This window comes from Neorhizobium alkalisoli, from assembly GCF_002968635.1.
In the GTDB taxonomy this organism is placed as follows: domain Bacteria; phylum Pseudomonadota; class Alphaproteobacteria; order Rhizobiales; family Rhizobiaceae; genus Neorhizobium; species Neorhizobium alkalisoli.
Genome location: NZ_PVBN01000005.1, coordinates 44213 through 61445 on the forward strand (window position 1 = coordinate 44213; position 17233 = coordinate 61445).

17 protein-coding genes are annotated in these 17233 nt (G+C 64.3%); 1 reads left to right on the plus strand and 16 read right to left on the minus strand.

Going from position 1 to position 17233, the window contains the following annotated elements; translation table 11 throughout:
- Positions 1 to 2 precede the first annotated feature (2 nt).
- The 16 genes from C5L13_RS12540 to C5L13_RS12615 all read right to left on the minus strand — a co-directional run bounded on the left by C5L13_RS12540 (position 3) and on the right by C5L13_RS12615 (position 15603).
- Positions 3 to 1145, minus strand: coding sequence for a TrbI/VirB10 family protein (locus tag C5L13_RS12540; protein WP_105383634.1), 1143 nt, complete (start codon positions 1143 to 1145; stop codon positions 3 to 5).
- Positions 1142 to 2098: a P-type conjugative transfer protein TrbG gene (gene trbG / locus C5L13_RS12545; RefSeq protein ID WP_105383635.1), complete on the minus strand. Its 957-nt coding sequence runs from the start codon at positions 2096 to 2098 to the stop codon at positions 1142 to 1144. Before trbG ends, C5L13_RS12540 begins: the two co-directional genes overlap by 4 nt.
- Positions 2095 to 2784, minus strand: coding sequence for a conjugal transfer protein TrbF (trbF, locus tag C5L13_RS12550; protein WP_105383636.1), 690 nt, complete (start codon positions 2782 to 2784; stop codon positions 2095 to 2097). The genes trbG and trbF overlap by 4 nt, the downstream gene beginning before the upstream one ends.
- Positions 2781 to 4154, minus strand: coding sequence for a P-type conjugative transfer protein TrbL (gene trbL, locus C5L13_RS12555; protein ID WP_105383637.1), 1374 nt, complete (start codon positions 4152 to 4154; stop codon positions 2781 to 2783). Before trbL ends, trbF begins: the two co-directional genes overlap by 4 nt.
- Before the next feature lie 3 nt (positions 4155 to 4157).
- Entirely contained in the window at positions 4158 to 4445 is a 288-nt protein-coding gene (gene trbK-alt / locus C5L13_RS12560) for a putative entry exclusion protein TrbK-alt (protein ID WP_105383638.1), read from the minus strand.
- Between the two features lie 10 nt (positions 4446 to 4455).
- Positions 4456 to 5223 (minus strand): P-type conjugative transfer protein TrbJ, encoded by a 768-nt coding sequence (gene trbJ, locus C5L13_RS12565; RefSeq protein WP_105383639.1) that lies wholly within the window; start codon positions 5221 to 5223, stop codon positions 4456 to 4458.
- A 2-nt stretch (positions 5224 to 5225) separates the two neighbouring features.
- Entirely contained in the window at positions 5226 to 7664 is a 2439-nt protein-coding gene (gene trbE / locus C5L13_RS12570) for a conjugal transfer protein TrbE (RefSeq protein ID WP_105383640.1), read from the minus strand.
- Positions 7665 to 7677: 13 nt separating this feature from the next.
- Positions 7678 to 7956, minus strand: a complete 279-nt coding sequence (locus C5L13_RS12575) for a VirB3 family type IV secretion system protein (protein ID WP_105383641.1) — start codon at positions 7954 to 7956, stop codon at positions 7678 to 7680.
- The gene (locus tag C5L13_RS12580) at positions 7956 to 8288 is read right to left on the minus strand and encodes a TrbC/VirB2 family protein (RefSeq protein WP_092715062.1); all 333 of its coding nucleotides are present in this window, start codon (positions 8286 to 8288) and stop codon (positions 7956 to 7958) included. Before C5L13_RS12580 ends, C5L13_RS12575 begins: the two co-directional genes overlap by 1 nt.
- Positions 8285 to 9280 (minus strand): P-type conjugative transfer ATPase TrbB, encoded by a 996-nt coding sequence (gene trbB, locus C5L13_RS12585; protein ID WP_105383642.1) that lies wholly within the window; start codon positions 9278 to 9280, stop codon positions 8285 to 8287. The genes C5L13_RS12580 and trbB overlap by 4 nt, the downstream gene beginning before the upstream one ends.
- 142 nt (positions 9281 to 9422) lie before the next feature.
- Complete coding sequence (locus C5L13_RS12590; RefSeq protein ID WP_105383643.1) at positions 9423 to 9887, minus strand: ribbon-helix-helix domain-containing protein; 465 nt, start codon at positions 9885 to 9887, stop codon at positions 9423 to 9425.
- Between the two features lie 10 nt (positions 9888 to 9897).
- On the minus strand, positions 9898 to 11880 hold the full coding sequence (locus C5L13_RS12595) for a conjugal transfer protein TraG (RefSeq protein WP_105383644.1): 1983 nt from the start codon (positions 11878 to 11880) through the stop codon (positions 9898 to 9900).
- Between the two features lie 142 nt (positions 11881 to 12022).
- The gene (locus C5L13_RS12600; protein ID WP_105383645.1) at positions 12023 to 12985 is read right to left on the minus strand and encodes a LysR family transcriptional regulator; all 963 of its coding nucleotides are present in this window, start codon (positions 12983 to 12985) and stop codon (positions 12023 to 12025) included.
- A gap of 7 nt (positions 12986 to 12992) precedes the next feature.
- Positions 12993 to 13877 carry a DMT family transporter gene (locus tag C5L13_RS12605; RefSeq protein ID WP_105383646.1) on the minus strand — a complete coding sequence of 295 codons (885 nt, stop codon included), beginning with the start codon at positions 13875 to 13877 and terminating at the stop codon, positions 12993 to 12995.
- Positions 13878 to 13879: 2 nt separating this feature from the next.
- Complete coding sequence (locus tag C5L13_RS12610; RefSeq protein ID WP_105383647.1) at positions 13880 to 14956, minus strand: D-alanine--D-alanine ligase family protein; 1077 nt, start codon at positions 14954 to 14956, stop codon at positions 13880 to 13882.
- A gap of 32 nt (positions 14957 to 14988) precedes the next feature.
- Positions 14989 to 15603 carry a C39 family peptidase gene (locus C5L13_RS12615; protein WP_105383648.1) on the minus strand — a complete coding sequence of 205 codons (615 nt, stop codon included), beginning with the start codon at positions 15601 to 15603 and terminating at the stop codon, positions 14989 to 14991.
- A gap of 128 nt (positions 15604 to 15731) precedes the next feature.
- Here C5L13_RS12615 and pdxR point away from each other — a divergent pair, with 128 nt between their 5' ends.
- On the plus strand, positions 15732 to 17216 hold the full coding sequence (gene pdxR, locus C5L13_RS12620) for a MocR-like pyridoxine biosynthesis transcription factor PdxR (protein ID WP_105383649.1): 1485 nt from the start codon (positions 15732 to 15734) through the stop codon (positions 17214 to 17216).
- Positions 17217 to 17233 lie beyond the last annotated feature (17 nt).

The window sequence follows — 17233 nt, forward strand, 5'->3', positions numbered from 1 at the left end:
GGTCAGCTCCTGTAGGGTTCGAGCACCAAATCCTTGGTGACGATGACGCGGACTGGGAAGCCGGGCCGGATGGTCAGCGTCGGCGCGATCTGCAACTGGCGTTGGACGATCTGCTGACCGGCCTGATTGATCGTGTCCTGCGCGCCACCCCGAATTGCGGCGATGAGGCGGTCATTGTCGTCGGTCGCCAGCTCCGCGCCGACGCCGAGCAGGGTCGAGAGCGCCGCGGCCTTGGCGAGATCCCACCAGTGGTAATCGACGCCATCTTCAAGCCCGGCATAGCCGCTCGCATCCGCGCCCGGCTGGCGCTCCAACACGATGGATCGGCCGTTCGGGAAGATCAGCCGGTTCCAGACGAGGAGCGCGCGGCGCTGCCCGAACTGGACGTTGTTGTCGTATTGCCCGATCAGCCGCGAGCCCTGCGGGATGAGCAGGATGCGGCCGGTCGGGCTGTCATAGATGGTCTCCGTGACCTGCGCGGTGATCTGGCCGGGAAGATCGGAACGGATGCCGGTGATTAGCGCCGCCGGGATGACGGCGCCGGCTTGGAGCACGAAGGGCGATGCCGGCGGCGTGACGCGATCGGGTGTCACGGTGCGCCGGTCGGCGGCAGCATTGAGGAAGGCAAGCTGTCTGTCCTGCGCAGTCGACTGGCCGGGCTGAATGGCGGGATCGAATCCCGGCAACGCAGGCGTGGTCGCCGTCGTGTTCGTGGTGGTCGAGCCTGCCCGCGACTGGAAGAAGACGGTGCTGGTGCGGGCAGCCTCTTCCTCGGCACGGCGGCGTTGTTCGGCCTCATCATTACCGCGCGTTGGGACGACGGGTGGCGCGACGGGCTGGCCGGCATTCTGCGCGGACAGGATCGGCCGACCGAGGTCGCCCGGTAGCGCCGGCCCAAGGATTGGGCCGGTATAGTCGCGCGGCAGGCTAGCGAGACCATCGGCAGGTTGACGGTTGGCTGTGGAATAAAGCTCTTCGCCGCTATCGCCTGGCGCACGAGTCTGGAGGGCATAGATCAGCGCACCGCCGATGCCGACCAGGGCGACGGCCGCGACGCTGGCGAGCATCTTGCGGGACAGGCGTGTGACGCGCGGCGGCTCGCTGCGCAGGCGCATGGGTTCGGCGTTGGTTTCGGCTTCGGTCATGATTGCGGCCTCCCGTCGGTGCGGTCGATCCTGACGGTCTGCTGGCGGTCGCCGGCGCCAAGGCGCAGCTCGGCCGCGCCGAACAGCCGGTCGACGATCAGAATGTGTTGATAGATGCGGCTGTTGACGATCTGCGCTTCGCCCTCGGGACCGATGACGAATATCGGCGGCATCTCGCCCTGCACGATGCCGCGCGGGAACTCGACATAGACGCGGCGGCCGTCGTCATAGACGGCAATCGGCTTCCAAGGCGGATTGCTGCCGGTCAGGCCATAGCGATAGTTGCGCGCGGCGACGGCCGGAATGACCGGCGTTGCCGGAACGGCCTGACGCCCGCCGCCGGCCGGCTGCGGATAGGCCCAGGCGACGGCGGGCATGTAGGGCTTCTCGCCGGAACGCAACTCGACCATGTAGGTGCGCCGGTCGGTGGTGATGATGAGATTGGTGGCGATGTCGGCGCGGGACGGCTTCACCAGCACATGGACGCGCCGGGTCACGCCGGAACCGGATTCCGTATCGCCGATGATCCAGCGGGCGGTATCGCCGGCCGCAATCGGGCCTGCGCCGGTCAGGCTCTCTCCGGGTTCGAGCGCGATGTCGGTGATCTGGCCGGGCGCGGCATAGACCTGATAGAGCGCACCTTCGCTCCACGGATAGACCTGAATGGCGTTGAAGTAGCCCTCGCGGCGTGGCTGCACGCGGGCCGCTGCATTTGCGTTATCGACGCGCGCGGTCGGCGTGCCCGCTGCCTGACCGCCACGCGCGACGGTCCAGGCCGGCGGGATATGCAAAGGCTTCGGCCGGTCGTCCGTCACGCTTACGGGAACGGCAGGCAAAGGCGGCACATTGGCGTCGTAGTTGATCTCGGGCGGCCGATTGGTGGCGCAGCCGGCGAGCGCCGTAGCGGAAAGAAACAGGACGGCGACCGTGGATTTGCGGATTGCGCGGTTCATTGGCTCATCTCCCGCGACCAGTTGATGGCGTTGACGTAGATGCCGAGCGGATTGACCTTAAGCCGGTCGGCATCGCGCGGCGGCTGAAGCGCGATGGTCAGGATGGCGGTCCATCGTTCGGTCGTAGCGAGCTTGCCGTCCTCGTAGCGGCGCTCGGTCCAGGCGACGCGGAAGCTATCCGCCGAAGCGCGGATGACGCTGGAGACTTCGACGGCGACTTGCTGCTTCCCGACCTTGGCGAATGGGTCGTTGGTGCGGGCATAGTCATTGAGCGCGCCGGCACCGCGATCGGTGGTCCATTCATAGGCGCGAAGCCAGTTCTGGCGGACGATGATCGGGTCCGCCGGAATCGAGCGGACCTGTTCGATGAAGCGGGCGAGATGCCATGCAATCTGCGGATCGGTCGGGCGATAGTCGGCGGTCGCCGCCGCGACCGTCTGTGCCTGCCCGAGCCTATCGACCTGCACCACCCAGGGAACGACGGTGCCACGCGCCGACTGAATGACGAGTGCAGCAGCGAAGCCCGCCGACAGGATCAGCGAACCGAAGGCCATGTATCGCCAGTTCTTCGCCTGCACGCGGGCCGAGCCGATGCGCTCGTCCCAGATCTGCGCGGCCTTCTGGTAGGGAGTCTCGGGTTGCGGGGTCTTGCCGTAATGCGCGGCGGGTCGTCTGAAGAGGTTCATGTGCGGTCACTTTCTGAAAGGTTGACGGAAGAGCCGGAGCCGTGGCTGTCGCCGGAACGGACGGCATGGGCGGTCGCCTGGACGCCATGGCTCAAGGATTGGCCGCGCTTCATGCGCTTGGCCCAATCGGGAGCGCCGCCGGAGGCAGCGACCGAAGAACTGGCGGATGCGGCGTCATTGGCCGCGTCGGACCCACCGATGGTGCCGGCGGTCGAAGTCCCGCCGGTCGCACCGAAGCCGGCCTTCACGCCATCGGAGAAGCTGGATTTGACGCTGGCTGTGGCGCGGCGAAGCGGCGACGTCGCCGCGTTGCCGGTCGTGCTGCCTGCTGCACGGGCGACACCGCTAAGACCTGAAGTCACGCCTGATGCGCCGGACTTACCGAGTGAACCGATACTATATGCAGCGGAGGCCGCGCCTGCGGCGGTCGCACCGCTGCGGACGGCGGCTGCACCGCCGGACAGGGCCGCGGCTCCGCCCTTCGCTGCCAGCATCGCGCCACCGCCAGCGGCCAGAGCAGCGCCACCCACGGCAAGGCCGGTGCCGACGGCTGCGCCCGCGCCGAGCTGCGGGCCGCCGGAGACGAGGCCGTTGGCGATGCCAGGACCGAAGATGCCGAGGCCGACCAGCGAGAGCGCGGCGAGCACGACGGCCATGGCGTCGTCGATGCTCGGGGTCGCCCCTCCGAAGCCGCGCGTGAACTGGCTGAACAGCGTCGAGCCGATGCCGATGATGACGGCGAGCACCAGAACCTTGATACCGGAGGAGATGACGTTGCCGAGTACACGTTCGGCCATGAAGGCGGTTTTGCCGAACAGGCCGAACGGGATCAGCACGAAACCCGCCAGCGTCGACAGCTTGAACTCGATCAGCGTGACGAAGAGCTGGATGGCGAGGATGAAGAACGCGAGGATCACCAGCGCCCATGCGAAGAGCAGGCAGGCGATCTGGATGAAGTTCTCGAAGAAGGCGACCCAGCCCATCAGGTCGGAGATGGATTCGAGCAGCGGGCGGGCGGCGTCGAGGCCGGTCTGTGCGACCTTGCCGGGACGCATCAGGTCGGCGGTCGAGAAGCCGGTGCCGCTCGCCTTCAGGCCCAGGCCGGCGAAGCTGTCGAAGACGATCTTCGCCAGATTGTTCCAGTTGCCGATCAGATAGGCGAAGACGCCGACGAACAGCGTCTTTTTGACCAGGCGCGCGATAATGTCGTCATCGGCGCTCCACGACCAGAACAGCGCGGCCAGCGTCACGTCTATGACGATGAGCGTGGTGGCGATGAACGCCACTTCGCCGGAGAGCAGGCCGAATCCTGAGTCGATGTATCTAGTGAAGGTTCCGAGGAATGTGTCGATGACGCCTGCGCCGCCCATGGCTCACCGCCCTTCGCCGGTGGACGGCACGGCCGGCGCAGTCGTGCGGCCAAGAAAGCGGTCGCGGGTCTCGGCCCAGACACGCAGGCAGTCGGTATCCTCTGCCGCTTTCTGACCAAGCTGCTGGCACCGGCGCTGGCCCTCGCGCAACGGATCGCCCGAGGGCTCGTGAAGACGCACGGGCGCGGAGGGCGGAGCCTGTTCCTCGCGGGTCATCTCGATTGCCGTCGCGGTCACTGCGACAGCGACGAATATGATTGCGCCCAGCCGGGCCAGCATCTTGCCATCCATCGCCCGCGCCTCAGTTGCCGTTGTTGAACATCTGCGCGTTGCCGGGGGTGTAGCCGCTGCTCGGAGTGAGGAAGCGCTGCCGCTGAACACGGCCTTGCTCAGCCGCTGCAGAGCGCTCCGCCTCGGTCAGCGCACCGGCACGGCCATTGGCGGCGAGCAACGCTACAAGGTCGGAGAGCTGCTGCGACTGAAGAGCGAGAAGCTGATTGCCGACCTGCGTGGCCTGGAGCGCGCCGGTCGCCGATTGGCTGCGGCCGACAAGCTCGGACATCTGCGTGCGGTTGGTATCGATGTTGCCCACCGCTCCGGCCTGCACGCGCATCGCGTCCTGCAAGCCGCCCACCGTGTTCTGCCAGCGCGACCGTGCATCGGCGACGAGCTGCTGTTGGGTCGCGGACAGCGAGACGTTCCCGTATTTCTGCTGGAACATCTGGTCGATCTGCTGGACGTTGAAGGCGATGTTCTGCGCTTGCTGCAAGAGCGCTTGCGTCTTCTGGACGGACTGCTGAATCTGCTGGAGCGCCGAGAACGGCAGGCTGGCGAGGTTCTTCGCCTGATTGATGAGCATCTGCGCTTCGTTCTGAAGCGAGGTGATCTGGTGGGTGATCTGCTCCAGCGTGCGCGCCGCCGTCAGCACGTTTTGCGCATAGTTCGACGGGTCGAACACGATGATGGCGTGCGCGGGCGTCGCCACCATCGGCGAGATCACGAGCGGCGCGGCCGCGAGCATGGTTGCGGCGAGCGCCATGGCGCGCGAGCGGAAACGACGGATCATCATGGTCAGGACTCCTTTGCTGCGGTGGGAAAAGTCGGGATGAGGTCGGCCGCCCATCCGGCGTCGCGGGCGCGAAGCCATGCGGCGAGGAAACCTTCGCGCCCATGTTCGGCGACGAGGTTCGCGATCAGGGTCTGGTCGGATTTGGAGGATGCTGCGCAGAGCGCGAGGCCGACTTCGGACAGACCCAGCTCGAACAGCCGGTTGCCGCGCCGCGACTGGCAATAATAATCCCGCTTGGGCGTCGCTCGCGCCAGGATCTCGATCTGGCGATCGTTGAGGCCGAAGCGGCGATAAATCGCCGTGATCTGCGGTTCGATCGCGCGTTCGTTCGGCAGCAAGAGCCGCGTCGGGCAGCTTTCGATGATGGCCGGCGCGATGCTCGAATTGTCGATGTCGCTGAGCGACTGTGTGGCGAAGATGACGGACGCGTTCTTCTTGCGCAGCGTCTTCAGCCATTCGCGGAGCTGGCCGGCGAAGCCGTCATCATCGAGAGCGAGCCAGCCTTCGTCGATGATGAGCAGCGTAGGGCGGCCGTCGAGCCGGTCGCCGATCCGGTGGAAGAGATAGGCGAGCACGGCGGGCGCGGCCCCTGTGCCGACCAGCCCCTCGATCTCGAACGCCTGCACGTCGGCGCTGCCCAGATGTTCGGCCTCGGCATCGAGCAGCCGGCCATAGGCTCCGCCGACGCAATAGGGCCGGAGCGCCTGCTTGATGTCGTTGGACTGGAGCAGGACCGCGAAGCCGGTGATGGTGCGCTCTTCGACCGGCGCGGATGCGAGCGAGGTCAGCGCCGTCCAGATATGCTCCTTCACTTCCGGCGTGATCGTGATGCCCTCGCGCATCAGGATCGCCACGACCCAGTCAGCCGCCCAGGCGCGTTCATAGGTGTCGCGGATGCGGGCAAGTGGCTGGAGCGAGACCGAACCGTCGGAGCCTTCGGTCAACCCGCCGCCGAGATCGTGCCAGTCGCCGCCCATGGCGAGCGCGGCAGCGCGGATCGAACCGCCGAAGTCGAACGCGAAGACCTGGGCGCGTTCGTAGCGCCGGAACTGCAAGGCCATGAGCGCGAGCAGCACGGACTTGCCTGCGCCGGTCGGGCCGACGACCAGCGTATGGCCGACGTCTCCGACATGAAGGGATAACCGGAACGGGGTCGAGCCTTCGGTCTTGCCATACAGCAAGGGGGGCGCACCGAAATGCTCGTCCCGTTCCGGCCCCGCCCACACGGCGCTCAGGGGGATCATGTGGGCGAGATTCAAGGTGCTGATGGGCGGCTGGCGGACATTGGCGTAGGCATGTCCGGGGAGCGAGCCGAGCCAGGCATCGACGGCATTGACACCTTCGACCATGGCCGTGAAATCGCGGCCCTGAATGACCTTCTCGACCAGCCGCAGCTTCTCGTCGGCGAGACGCGGATCGGCATCCCAGACCGTGATCGTCGCCGTGACATAGGCCATGCCGGCGACATCTTGCCCAAGTTCCTGCAAGGCCATGTCGGCGTCGGCCGCCTTGTTCGCGGCGTCGGTATCGACGAGCGCCGACGCCTCGTTGGTCATGACTTCCTTGAGGATCGCGGCGATGGACTTGCGCTTGGCGAACCACTGGCGGCGGATTTTGGTGACGAGCTTGGTTGCGTCGGTCTTGTCGAGCAGGATCGCGCGGGTGGACCAGCGATATGGGAACGCGAGCCGGTTGAGATCATCGAGCAGGCCGGGCGTCGTCGCGGTCGGAAAGCCGATGATGGTGAGGATGCGCAGATGTTCGCTGCCAAGACGCGGTTCGAGCCCGCCGGTCAGCGGCTGATCGGCGAGCAGCGCATCCAGATAGATCGGCGTCTCCGGGACGCGCACGCGATACCGGTTGGTCGAGACGGTCGAATGCAGATAGGTCAGCGTCTCGCCGTCATCGAGCCAGTCGCACTCGGGCATGAAGCCGTCGAGCAGCGCCAGCACGCGGTCGGTGCGATCGGTGAAGGCACGCAGGATCTCATGCGGATCGACGCCGCTGCGCTCGCGGCCCTCGTAGAGCCAAGTTTCGGCGCGCGCGGCTTCCTCGGCCGGCGGCAGATAGAGGAAGGTCAGAAAATAGCCCGACACGAAATGCGCGCCGGCTTCCTCGAAATCGGCCTTGCGCTCGGCATCGACCAGGCCGGACGCCGGATCGGGAAAGGTGCTGTCGGGATAGGTCGCGGCCTCGGAGCGTTGCGCCTCGACAAAAATGCTCCAACCGGAGCCGAGACGGCGGAAGGCGTTGTTGATGCGACCGGCGACAGCAACCAGCTCGGCGGCGACGGCGCTATCGAGATCGGGACCGCGAAAGCGCGCTGTGCGCTGAAAGCTGCCGTCCTTGTTGAGTACGACGCCTTCGGCGGCGAGCGCGACCCAGGGCAGATAGTCGGCAAGGCGGCTGGCGGTGCGGCGATATTCGGCGAGGTTCATCATGCTTGCGCCTCCCTCAAACCGACAGATGACCGGGAATGCGCAGATGCCGGCGCCCGACCTCCACGAAGAGCGGATCGCGCTTGGCGGCCCAGACCGCCGCGAAATGGCCGACGACCCAGATGAGGAGGCCGACCAGCCAGAGACGCAGGCCGAGGCCGACGGCCCCGGCCAGCGTCCCGTTGAGGATCGCGATGGAACGCGGCGCACCGCCGAGCAGGATGTGCTCGGTCAGCGCGCGGTGAACCGGGACGGTAAATCCCGGCACGTCCAGTTGCTCGAACGCGACCGCCATTAGACGAGCGCCCCGCCGCCGAACGAGAAGAACGACAGGAAGAAGCTCGACGCCGCGAAGGCGATCGACAGGCCGAAGACGATCTGGATCAGCTTGCGGAAGCCGCCCGACGTGTCGCCGAAGGCGAGCGCCAGGCCCGTCGCGATGATGATGATGACCGCGATAATCTTGGCGACGGGGCCTTCGATCGACTGGAGGATTTTCTGGAGCGGTGCTTCCCACGGCATGGAGGAGCCGGAGGCATGGGCGGCGGGAGCGAGGACGAGATTGACGTAGGCGACGGCAGCGACCGTCGCGACGGTACGGCGCACGCGCATGGGGATACGGATCATGAGGGTTCTCCTGTGCTGGTGGGGGTGGCCAAAGGGCTGGGGTGCGTGATGCGGTAGTCACCGTCCGGCCCGAGCCCTTCGACACGGGCGAGTTCGGCGAGTCGGCGCGCGGACCCGCGGCCGGAGAGAACGGCAACAAGGTCGATGGTCTCGGCGATCAGGGCGCGCGGGACCGTGACGACGGCTTCCTGGATGAGCTGTTCGAGCCGGCGCAGCGCCCCGATGCCGGTTCCGGCATGGATGGTGCCGACGCCGCCGGGATGGCCGGTGCCCCAGGCTTTGAGGAGATCGAGCGCTTCGGCGCCGCGCACCTCGCCGACCGGGATGCGGTCGGGGCGCAGGCGCAGCGAGGAGCGCACGAGATCGGAGAGCGTGGCGACGCCATCCTTGGTCCGCATGGAAACGAGGTTGGGCGCGGTGCATTGCAGCTCGCGCGTGTCCTCGATGATGACGACGCGATCGGCGGTCTTCGCCACTTCGGCGAGAAGCGCATTGGTCAGCGTGGTCTTGCCGGTGGAGGTGCCGCCCGCGACGAGGATGTTGGCGCGCGCTGCGACGGCTTCGCGCAGCGTCACGGCCTGATCGGCGCGCATGATCCCGGCGGCCACATAGTCGTCGAGCGTGAAGACGGCGACGGCGGGCTTGCGGATGGCGAAGGCTGGCGATGCGACGACGGGAGGAAGAAGCCCCTCGAACCGCTCGCCGGTCTCGGGCAGTTCGGCCGAGACGCGCGGGCTTCGGGCGTGAACCTCCGCGCCGACATGATGGGCGACCAGGCGCACGATGCGTTCGCCATCGGCGGGCGACAGGACTTCGCCGGTGTCGGACAGTCCGTCGGAGAGCCGGTCGATCCAGATGCGCCCATCGGGGTTCAGCATCACCTCGACGACGGCGGGGTCTTCCAGAAAGCGTGCGATAGCCGGGCCGAGCGCCGTGCGGAGCATTCGCGCGCCGCGCTGGATCGCCTCCGGTTTCTGGTGAGAAGAAGTCATGCCATCCCCAAATTCGGAAGGGGACGCAACAGACAGTTCCCCGATCGGGGATGATTAAAAGAGCTCGAAATCGGGCCTGTTCAACAAGTATCGAGAGCCGTGCGGCGGTCGACGGCTATCGGCGGTGAATAGGACGGGTCGATTATTCTTGCGGTACGCCGTTCGTATCTTTCTGGTCTGTTGCCGGACCTTCGGGGATGGACTCGACGTCGCGCGAAAGCTCTTTCAGGAACCTGTCGCCGCTCGCCAGACGGCGGCCGAGATTCTGCATGAAGCCCTCGAACCGCTCGGCGCCTTTCGCGCGTGCGGCGGCCTGAGCGTCCTCCGGCAGCGGCGGCGTAGAGGAGAGCCAGATCAGGACGAAGAGCGAGAGCGTCTCGCCGAGCACGGCGAGATCTTCGTCGAGCGTGCCGATCTGGCGGCCGAGCTTGTCGAGGCGGCGCGACATGGCCGCCTCCAGCTTCTCGGTCGTGTCGCCGGAGAGGAACGACGCGACGGCGGCCTCCACGATGGCCGATGCCGAGACCTTGCGGCGCATCGCGAGAGCATCGACCTGTTTGAGCAAAGCCGGATCGAAATAGACATTCCTGCGGGTGCGGGTCGGCATGGCGCGGTCCTTACAGTTCGATGCCGTCGCCGGGGTCGAGCGAGGCTTGCCGCGCGACCATCCGCATTCGGTTGCGCATGGCGTTGGCCTTGGCGGCGTCCACATCGGGTTCGTCGTCCAGAAGCTCGAATTCCTGCGCGGGCGACGGCGGCGGGATGATTTCTTCATGCTCGGGCAATTCCGGCTCGCGGCGGATGCCGGCATTGGCCGGATCGCCGCCGTCTTCGCCCGCGCCGATCGCGCCCGTCTGGCCTGCGGCGCCGACGACACGGCCCGACCAGTCGTCGGACGTGGCGGCGTTGGCGGGAGCCGCCCCCAGCTCGGGCGGCGTGATGATGCGCTCCTGCAAACGCGCGTCCTCGAAATAGCGGGCCTTGGTGGCGCGGATCGGCGGCGTGCCGGCGACCATGACGATTTCCTCGGACGGCGGGAGCTGCATGATTTCTCCGGGCGTCATCAGCGGCCGGGCCGTTTCCTGCCGCGAGACCATCAGATGGCCGAGCCAGGGCGAGAGACGATGGCCGGCATAGTTGGTGGAATCGCGCAGTTCGGTCGCCGTGCCGAGCGCATCGGACACGCGCTTGGCGGTGCGCTCGTCGTTGGTCGCGAAGCTGACGCGCACATGGCAATTGTCGAGGATGGCGTTGTTCGGCCCATAGGCACGTTCGATCTGGTTGAGCGATTGGGCGATCAGGAAGCCCTTGAGGCCGTAGCCCGCCATGAAGGCGAGCGCCGATTCAAAGAAGTCGAGGCGCCCCAGCGCCGGAAACTCGTCGAGCATCAGGAGCAGCCGGTGGCGCTTCGCGGTCGCGGTCAACTCCTCGGTCAGCCGGCGGCCGATCTGGTTGAGGATGAGACGGATGAGCGGCTTGGTGCGGTTGATGTCGGATGGCGGCACGACGAGGTAGAGGCTGACGGGCTTTCGGCTGCCGACGAGATCGGCGATGCGCCAGTCGCAGCGCGCCGTGACGCGGGCCACGACGGGATCGCGGTAGAGGCCGAGAAAGCTCATAGCCGTGGAGAGGACGCCCGACCGCTCATTATCGGACTTGTTCAGCAGCTCGCGTGCCGACGATGCGATGACGGGATGGACGCCGGCTTCGCCGAGATGCAGCGTGTCCATCATCGCGCGCAAAGTGGCTTCCACGGGGCGGCGCGGATCGGACAGGAAGTTGGCGACGCCAGCCAGCGTCTTGTCCTTCTCGGCGTAGAGGACGTGGAGGATCGCGCCGACAAGCAAGCTGTGGCTGGTTTTTTCCCAGTGATTGCGCTTGTCGAGCGACCCTTCGGGATCGACCAGAATATCCGCGATGTTCTGCACGTCGCGGACTTCCCATTCACCCTGGCGGACTTCGAGCAGCGGATTATAGGCTGACGATCGGACGTTGGTCGGATCGAACAATAGCACGCGGCCGTGCTTGGCGCGGAAGCCCGCCGTCAGCGTCCAGTTTTCACCTTTGATGTCATGGACGATGCAGCTTCCCGGCCAGGTCAGCAGAGTCGGCACGACGAGGCCGACGCCCTTGCCTGAGCGGGTCGGCGCGAAGCATAGGACATGCTCGGGGCCGTCGTGGCGCAGATAGTCGCGCTCGTATTTTCCGAGCACGACGCCATCGGGGCTAAGTAGCCCCGCGACCAGCACCTCTTCCTTCTCGGCCCATCGCGCCGAACCGTAGGTCGCGACGTTGCGGGCTTCGCGCGCCCGGATGAGGGACATGAGAATCGCGGCGGTGATGGCGATGAAGCCACCGGATGCGGCGATGATCGCGCCTTCGTTGAAGATCGACGGAGCATAGGCGTCGTAGGAAAACCACCACCAGAAGAAGGCCGGCGGATAGTAGATCTGCCTGCCCGCCAGCTCGAACCATGGGTGTCCAAGCCGCGGCTGGAAACCGAGACGCCATGCGGTCCACTCCGTCGCCGCCCATGTCGTCATGAGAACGATGGTCAGGACGACGGCGATCTGACCCCAGAGAATTCGGCCACCACGCATACAGGCTCCAATCGGCAAAAATGTCGGAGCCGATCAGAGAATGGGGGGGTACGGAAGGCGCAATAGCCAAAGCGCGTCCAGTGGGCTGCCGGATAGTATCGGCGGTGAATAGGATGGGTTCGCGTGAAAGCGATGCGCGCGCTTATGAGCGGGGGCAGATCAATCCCGTCATTTTATTCGCAAGGTCGAAGAGATTTCGCAGCGCCGCGCTCCGATTGGACGGCGACCATACGGCCGAGAAGGCGACCGGCTCCGGCTCGTCGGCAATCGGCGGGAACACGACGCCGGTCGTCGGCAAGAGCGACGTGGCAGCCCCGACGATGGTGACGCCGAAACCCTGTCCGACCATGGACAGCAGCGTGCCGCGTCCCACGTCGAAGCGCAGGATCGACGGGGCGGACCAGCGCCCGGCGAGGCGCAGCGCGATATGGTCGTAGACCTGTGGGCCGGTGCCGCCGTGGCGAACAAGGAAGGTCTCGTCTGCCAGATCGGCCCAGGTGACGGACGACTGCGCGGCGAGCGGATGCTGTTCCGGCAGGACGGCCAGCAGTGGCTCCGTCCAGATCGGACGGCTATGGCAATCGGGCAGATCGGGCGTGCCGACGACAAACACTACGTCCAGCCGGTCGGCGCGAAGCTGCATGACGGCATCGCGGGCGGTGCCTTCGGCAATCTCGACCTCAATGCCGGGATGATCTTCGCGATATTGTCCAATCAACTCTGCTAGGAAGCTGCGCGGAATGAGAGCATGGATGCCGATGCGCAGGCGACCGCATTCCCCTGTTGCCGCCATGCCGGCGATCTTCACGGCATGGTCGAGTTGGTCGATGCCGGCCGCGATGCGCTCCACGAAATGCCTGCCGGGTTCTGTCAAGCGGACACCGCGGGTGTTGCGCTCGAATAGCAGAATGCCAAGCTCTTCCTCCAACGCCTGTATTCTCGCACTGACACTCGACTGGCTAGTGCCGAGCGCATCGGCTGCATGACGGAAGTTCAGATGCTCCGCGACAGCCACTACGTGGCGCAGCGCGACAAGAGGAATTCGTCCGAGCTTGGGTTGAGAGGCTCCTTCTGAAATTTTGGTGCTCTTCGGCCTCCTTCGCATTGCGCCACTACTTCGCAAACCGCCGCGCGCCGAAGACGCACATGATCACCGCCGCCGTGATCAACAACATCACCCAAGTAACCGATTCATGAAGGATGGTTGCAGCAAGCGCCAAGCCGAAGAACGGTTGAAGCAGTTGCAATTGGCCGACTGCGGCAATGCCGCCTTGGGCGAGACCGCGATACCAGAAGATGAACCCGATCAACATGCTGAATAGCGACACGTAGGCCAGACTGATCCACGTCGGCAGCGTGATCGCTTCAAAGGATAATGGCATGGTGAGTAGCGAAAGCGCGACCATAGCGGGCAGCGAAGCCACGAGCGCCCATGAAATGACTTGCCACCCTCCAAGAACTCGGGACAACTTCGCCCCCTCGGCGTAACCGAGTCCGCATACGACAATGGCGGCCAGCATCAACAGGTCACCAGTTGGCGAGGCCGTCAGCCCCTGCGCCAATGCGAAGCCAACCACGAGCGCACTTCCAAGCGCGGAAAATACCCAGAATGCAGGTCTCGGGCGCTCTCCACCCCGCAACACACCGAAAATGGCCGTCGATAGCGGGAGCAGACCGATGAAGACGATCGAATGCGCCGATGTCACATGCTGCAATGCAAGCGCAGTCAGCAACGGGAAGCCGACAACGACGCCCAAGGCGACAACGATCAGGGACACGAGATCACGGCTTTTTGGGCGTTTCTCCCGAAACAGAAGCAGCATACCAAGTCCGAATATGCCTGCGATTGCGGCCCGCGTTACAGTGAGGAAAACGGGATCGAATTGCTGCACAGCTATTCGGGTTGCCGGCAATGATCCGCTGAAGATGACGACGCCAATGAATCCATTGATCCAACCGCTGGCGATCTCGGTTGCATCGATCTTGGGCACCGTCATTTTCAGGCTACCTGGCCGGCCCGAGCCAAGCCATGTGCGACGAGGCGGTCGATGAGTTCAGGATAGCTGACGCCACTCGCCGCCATCGCCTTGGAGTACATGCTGATATTGGTGAAGCCCGGAATGGTATTCACCTCGTTCACGAGGAACCGCATGTCCGCCGTCAGAAAGAAATCAACACGCGCCATACCGTCACAGCCAAGGATCCTGAATGCCTTGGCAGCCATCTCCCGCATGGCCACTTCCACCTCGGGCGGTAGCTCAGCCGGCACCCTCAGCGCGGCTCCGTCCTCGTCGATGTATTTTGCGTCGTAGCTATAAAAGCCGTGGCTCTCGGCAGGCATGATCTCACCGGGGCGGGAGACGAACAATTCGCCCGACGGATATTCCAGCACGCTGAACTCTATCTCGCGTCCCCGTATGAACTCCTCGGCTAGCAGGTTTCGGTCATACCGGAAGGCTTCGGCTAGCGCCGGCATGAACTCCTGGCTTCCGGAGACTTTTCTGATGCCAACCGAAGAACCCTGTCGGGCCGGCTTGATGAAGAGTGGAAGGCCAAGTTCGTTTTCTAGCGCCGCAAGGTCAGGCTCTACGCCCTCTCTGATGGTCACAGCTCGGGCAACAGGAAGGCCGGCAGCTTGAAACAGACGCTTGGCGATAATCTTGTCCAGCGCTGTTGCAGAGCCGAGAATCCCACACCCGACAAGCGGCACTCGCGCCACCTCTGCAAGGCCCTGCACGGAGCCGTCTTCGCCATAGAGCCCATGCAGAACTGGAAACAGAATGTCGATCTTGCCAGCCTCGGTAATCCTGCCACCGGTCCCGATCGCGATCATTCGCCCCCGTTCACCGGGGATAAGAGAGACCTCTGTACCGTTTTCAGGTTTGGCCAGCACTCCGTTCTCAAAGCTGCTCAACAGCCATTGCCCTTCGCGCGTCACGAATATTGGAATCGCGTCGTATTTTTCGGGCGTCAGAGCATCCATGACATTGGTTGCGGAAAGGACGGAAACGTCATGTTCGGCAGAGCGTCCGCCGAAAAGCACGGCGATCCTCAATCTGGTTGAAGAAACAGGCATAGGAACTCCAAATGAATGCTTTGAAAGCAGGATTACAAACTCACCGCGATCCCGCGGTTGGCGAAGAACCGATCGAAGACAGTGATCGGCAGCACGGCATCAGCCTGGCTGGCCCGATCGTGGCCGGATGGATTGTGGAACCGGACAGCTTGCGGAGAGGCCGCGGTTATCAGCACCAGATGCCCACCCTTCGACGCCGGAACTTGGTCAGGCCAGCGGATCGAGTGATGCACCGAGGCCATGAAGAACTGCCAACCTGACAGAAGCTGCGGGATGGCGGTCGCCTCAACACCTGTCACAGTTTCGGCTTTCAGCCCGAAACGCTCGGAAACCAGCCTAACGAAGGGCGCGTAGATCAACCCCTTGATGGAAGTGCTGTCGTCACTAACGACATAACCGCCGTACTGCGTGCAGGCGCGGGCAAGCTCAAGCGTGGGGTAAAACTCACCGCGCGCCGCGAGAATCATTTTCAGGCACGCCATACCGCAAAGATTGACCGCCCAGCGCGCGTATTCCTCGACCGACTTGGCCCCGGATTGAGACCAAAGCGGATCGCTCAGCAAGGCGGCAGCCCCTTCCGCGATGACAGGCAGCGTCATCTCGGGCGTTTCCCACTGGCTGAAGTACGGCACTTTGGTTGTCTGCATTTCGATCCCTGATTCCTCGCCGAACGGCGGCGGTAACGACTTGAAAGTGGATCAATAGAAATGCAATATGGCTTCAATTTAAAGAGCCACTATAAGTACGCGCTGTGAGCCACTTGGAAGTAGTGACGATGAACCTGAAGAGGCGAAGAGAGAGCCCATCGGCCGGCTTCCAGCCGAATGTCGATCCATCCTCTTCGGCATCTTTGGCCCGGCGGCTCTACCTTGCGTTGCGCCAGGCGATTGCCGATGGCCGCCTGGATGCGGGGCAGCGGCTACCCTCCACCCGTCTGGCATCGCAGGAATGGAAGCTGTCGCGCGGCACGGTTGCCGAGGCGTATGAAATCCTGATTGCCGAAGGCTATGCCGTTGCTCGCCATGGCTCCGGCACCTACATCTCGTCAGGCTCTCGCGATGGGCTCCTAAAAGCTGACGAGCGCAAGGAGGCTGCAACCTGCTCGACCAGCCGCAGCATTTCGGTGGCAGTCACCAGGGTTCTGACTTCGGGGCCGAGCCTTGAACCGCAAAAAATGCTGCCGTTTGTAACGGGCCGGATCGCGCATGACGACCGGACGGCAGGGTTGTTGAACCGCATTGCCGGCCGGCACATGAATTACGCCTTCGAAGGCTACGGCGATATCCAGGGGGAATACGACCTGCGGGCTGCGATCGTTGCCCATCTGGCGGTTTCGCGCGGGGTGCGGTGTACGGCCGACCAGTTGTTTATCACGGCCGGAACACAGCAGGCGCTCGATCTCGCTTTCCGTGTTCTGGCATCTCCCGGCGATACCGTCATTGTCGAAGACCCCTGCTATCCACCCGCCCGACAATGCCTCGCGCTCAATGGTGCGAAGATCGTAGGTCTGCCTGTGGATCACGAAGGCGTCGTGACGGAGAAGCTGGCCGCCGATGATCTGGAACCACCGGCGCTATTCTACGTGACGCCTTCAAACCAGTATCCGGTGGGCTCCGTTCTTTCCCTGCCCCGGCGGCTGGAGCTTCTTTCCTACGCGCGCGAACATGGCTGCTGGATTGTCGAAGACGACTACGACAGCGAATTTCGCTATGACGGGCATCCGATCGCGTCGCTGCAGGGTCTCGATCAGTCCAATCGCGTCCTCTACACGGGCACATTCAGCAAGGCCCTGTTGCCCAGCCTGCGCCTTGGCTATCTCGTCGTTCCGACCGATCTGGTGCCGGTGTTTCGCGCGGTACGCCCTGCGCTCGATCGCTGCCCCCCAACGTTCCAGCAACGTGTCATAGCTGACTTTCTCATTGAGGGATATTTTCCGGCACACCTGCGCCGGCTCAGGGAGCGGCTGCGCGCTTCTAGAGACTTGCTCACGAGTCTGCTGAAGGACCGCATCAGCGAACATCTCTCTGTCGTACTTCCGGATCAGGGGATCAATCTGACTGCTCACAGCACGGGGACGTGGAGTAGCGATAACGCTGTATCGTCCGCTGCGTTGAAGAGAGGTGTTGTCGTCATGCCTTTATCGCGCATGAATGTCGCAAGTTCAGACACAAAAAGGTTGATGCTTGGCTTTTCAGGCTTGTCCGAAAAGGAGGCTGATTTGGGGACAAAGTTGTTGGCCGATGCCTTTAGAAATCTATAATATTGATAAGTTTTGCA

Coding starts and splice junctions, on each gene's coding strand:
- C5L13_RS12580 (WP_092715062.1), bottom strand. CDS start 8,288: ATGATCCGTATCCCCATGCGCGTGCGCCGTACCGTCGCGACGGTCGCT.
- pdxR (WP_105383649.1), top strand. CDS start 15,732: ATGAACCTGAAGAGGCGAAGAGAGAGCCCATCGGCCGGCTTCCAGCCG.
- trbL (WP_105383637.1), bottom strand. CDS start 4,154: ATGGGCGGCGCAGGCGTCATCGACACATTCCTCGGAACCTTCACTAGA.
- C5L13_RS12605 (WP_105383646.1), bottom strand. CDS start 13,877: ATGACGGTGCCCAAGATCGATGCAACCGAGATCGCCAGCGGTTGGATC.
- trbE (WP_105383640.1), bottom strand. CDS start 7,664: ATGATGAACCTCGCCGAATATCGCCGCACCGCCAGCCGCCTTGCCGAC.
- C5L13_RS12595 (WP_105383644.1), bottom strand. CDS start 11,880: ATGCGTGGTGGCCGAATTCTCTGGGGTCAGATCGCCGTCGTCCTGACC.
- trbG (WP_105383635.1), bottom strand. CDS start 2,098: ATGAACCGCGCAATCCGCAAATCCACGGTCGCCGTCCTGTTTCTTTCC.
- trbF (WP_105383636.1), bottom strand. CDS start 2,784: ATGAACCTCTTCAGACGACCCGCCGCGCATTACGGCAAGACCCCGCAA.
- trbB (WP_105383642.1), bottom strand. CDS start 9,280: ATGACTTCTTCTCACCAGAAACCGGAGGCGATCCAGCGCGGCGCGCGA.
- C5L13_RS12600 (WP_105383645.1), bottom strand. CDS start 12,985: ATGCGAAGGAGGCCGAAGAGCACCAAAATTTCAGAAGGAGCCTCTCAA.
- trbJ (WP_105383639.1), bottom strand. CDS start 5,223: ATGATGATCCGTCGTTTCCGCTCGCGCGCCATGGCGCTCGCCGCAACC.
- C5L13_RS12540 (WP_105383634.1), bottom strand. CDS start 1,145: ATGACCGAAGCCGAAACCAACGCCGAACCCATGCGCCTGCGCAGCGAG.
- trbK-alt (WP_105383638.1), bottom strand. CDS start 4,445: ATGGATGGCAAGATGCTGGCCCGGCTGGGCGCAATCATATTCGTCGCT.
- C5L13_RS12575 (WP_105383641.1), bottom strand. CDS start 7,956: ATGGCGGTCGCGTTCGAGCAACTGGACGTGCCGGGATTTACCGTCCCG.
- C5L13_RS12615 (WP_105383648.1), bottom strand. CDS start 15,603: ATGCAGACAACCAAAGTGCCGTACTTCAGCCAGTGGGAAACGCCCGAG.
- C5L13_RS12590 (WP_105383643.1), bottom strand. CDS start 9,887: ATGCCGACCCGCACCCGCAGGAATGTCTATTTCGATCCGGCTTTGCTC.
- C5L13_RS12610 (WP_105383647.1), bottom strand. CDS start 14,956: ATGCCTGTTTCTTCAACCAGATTGAGGATCGCCGTGCTTTTCGGCGGA.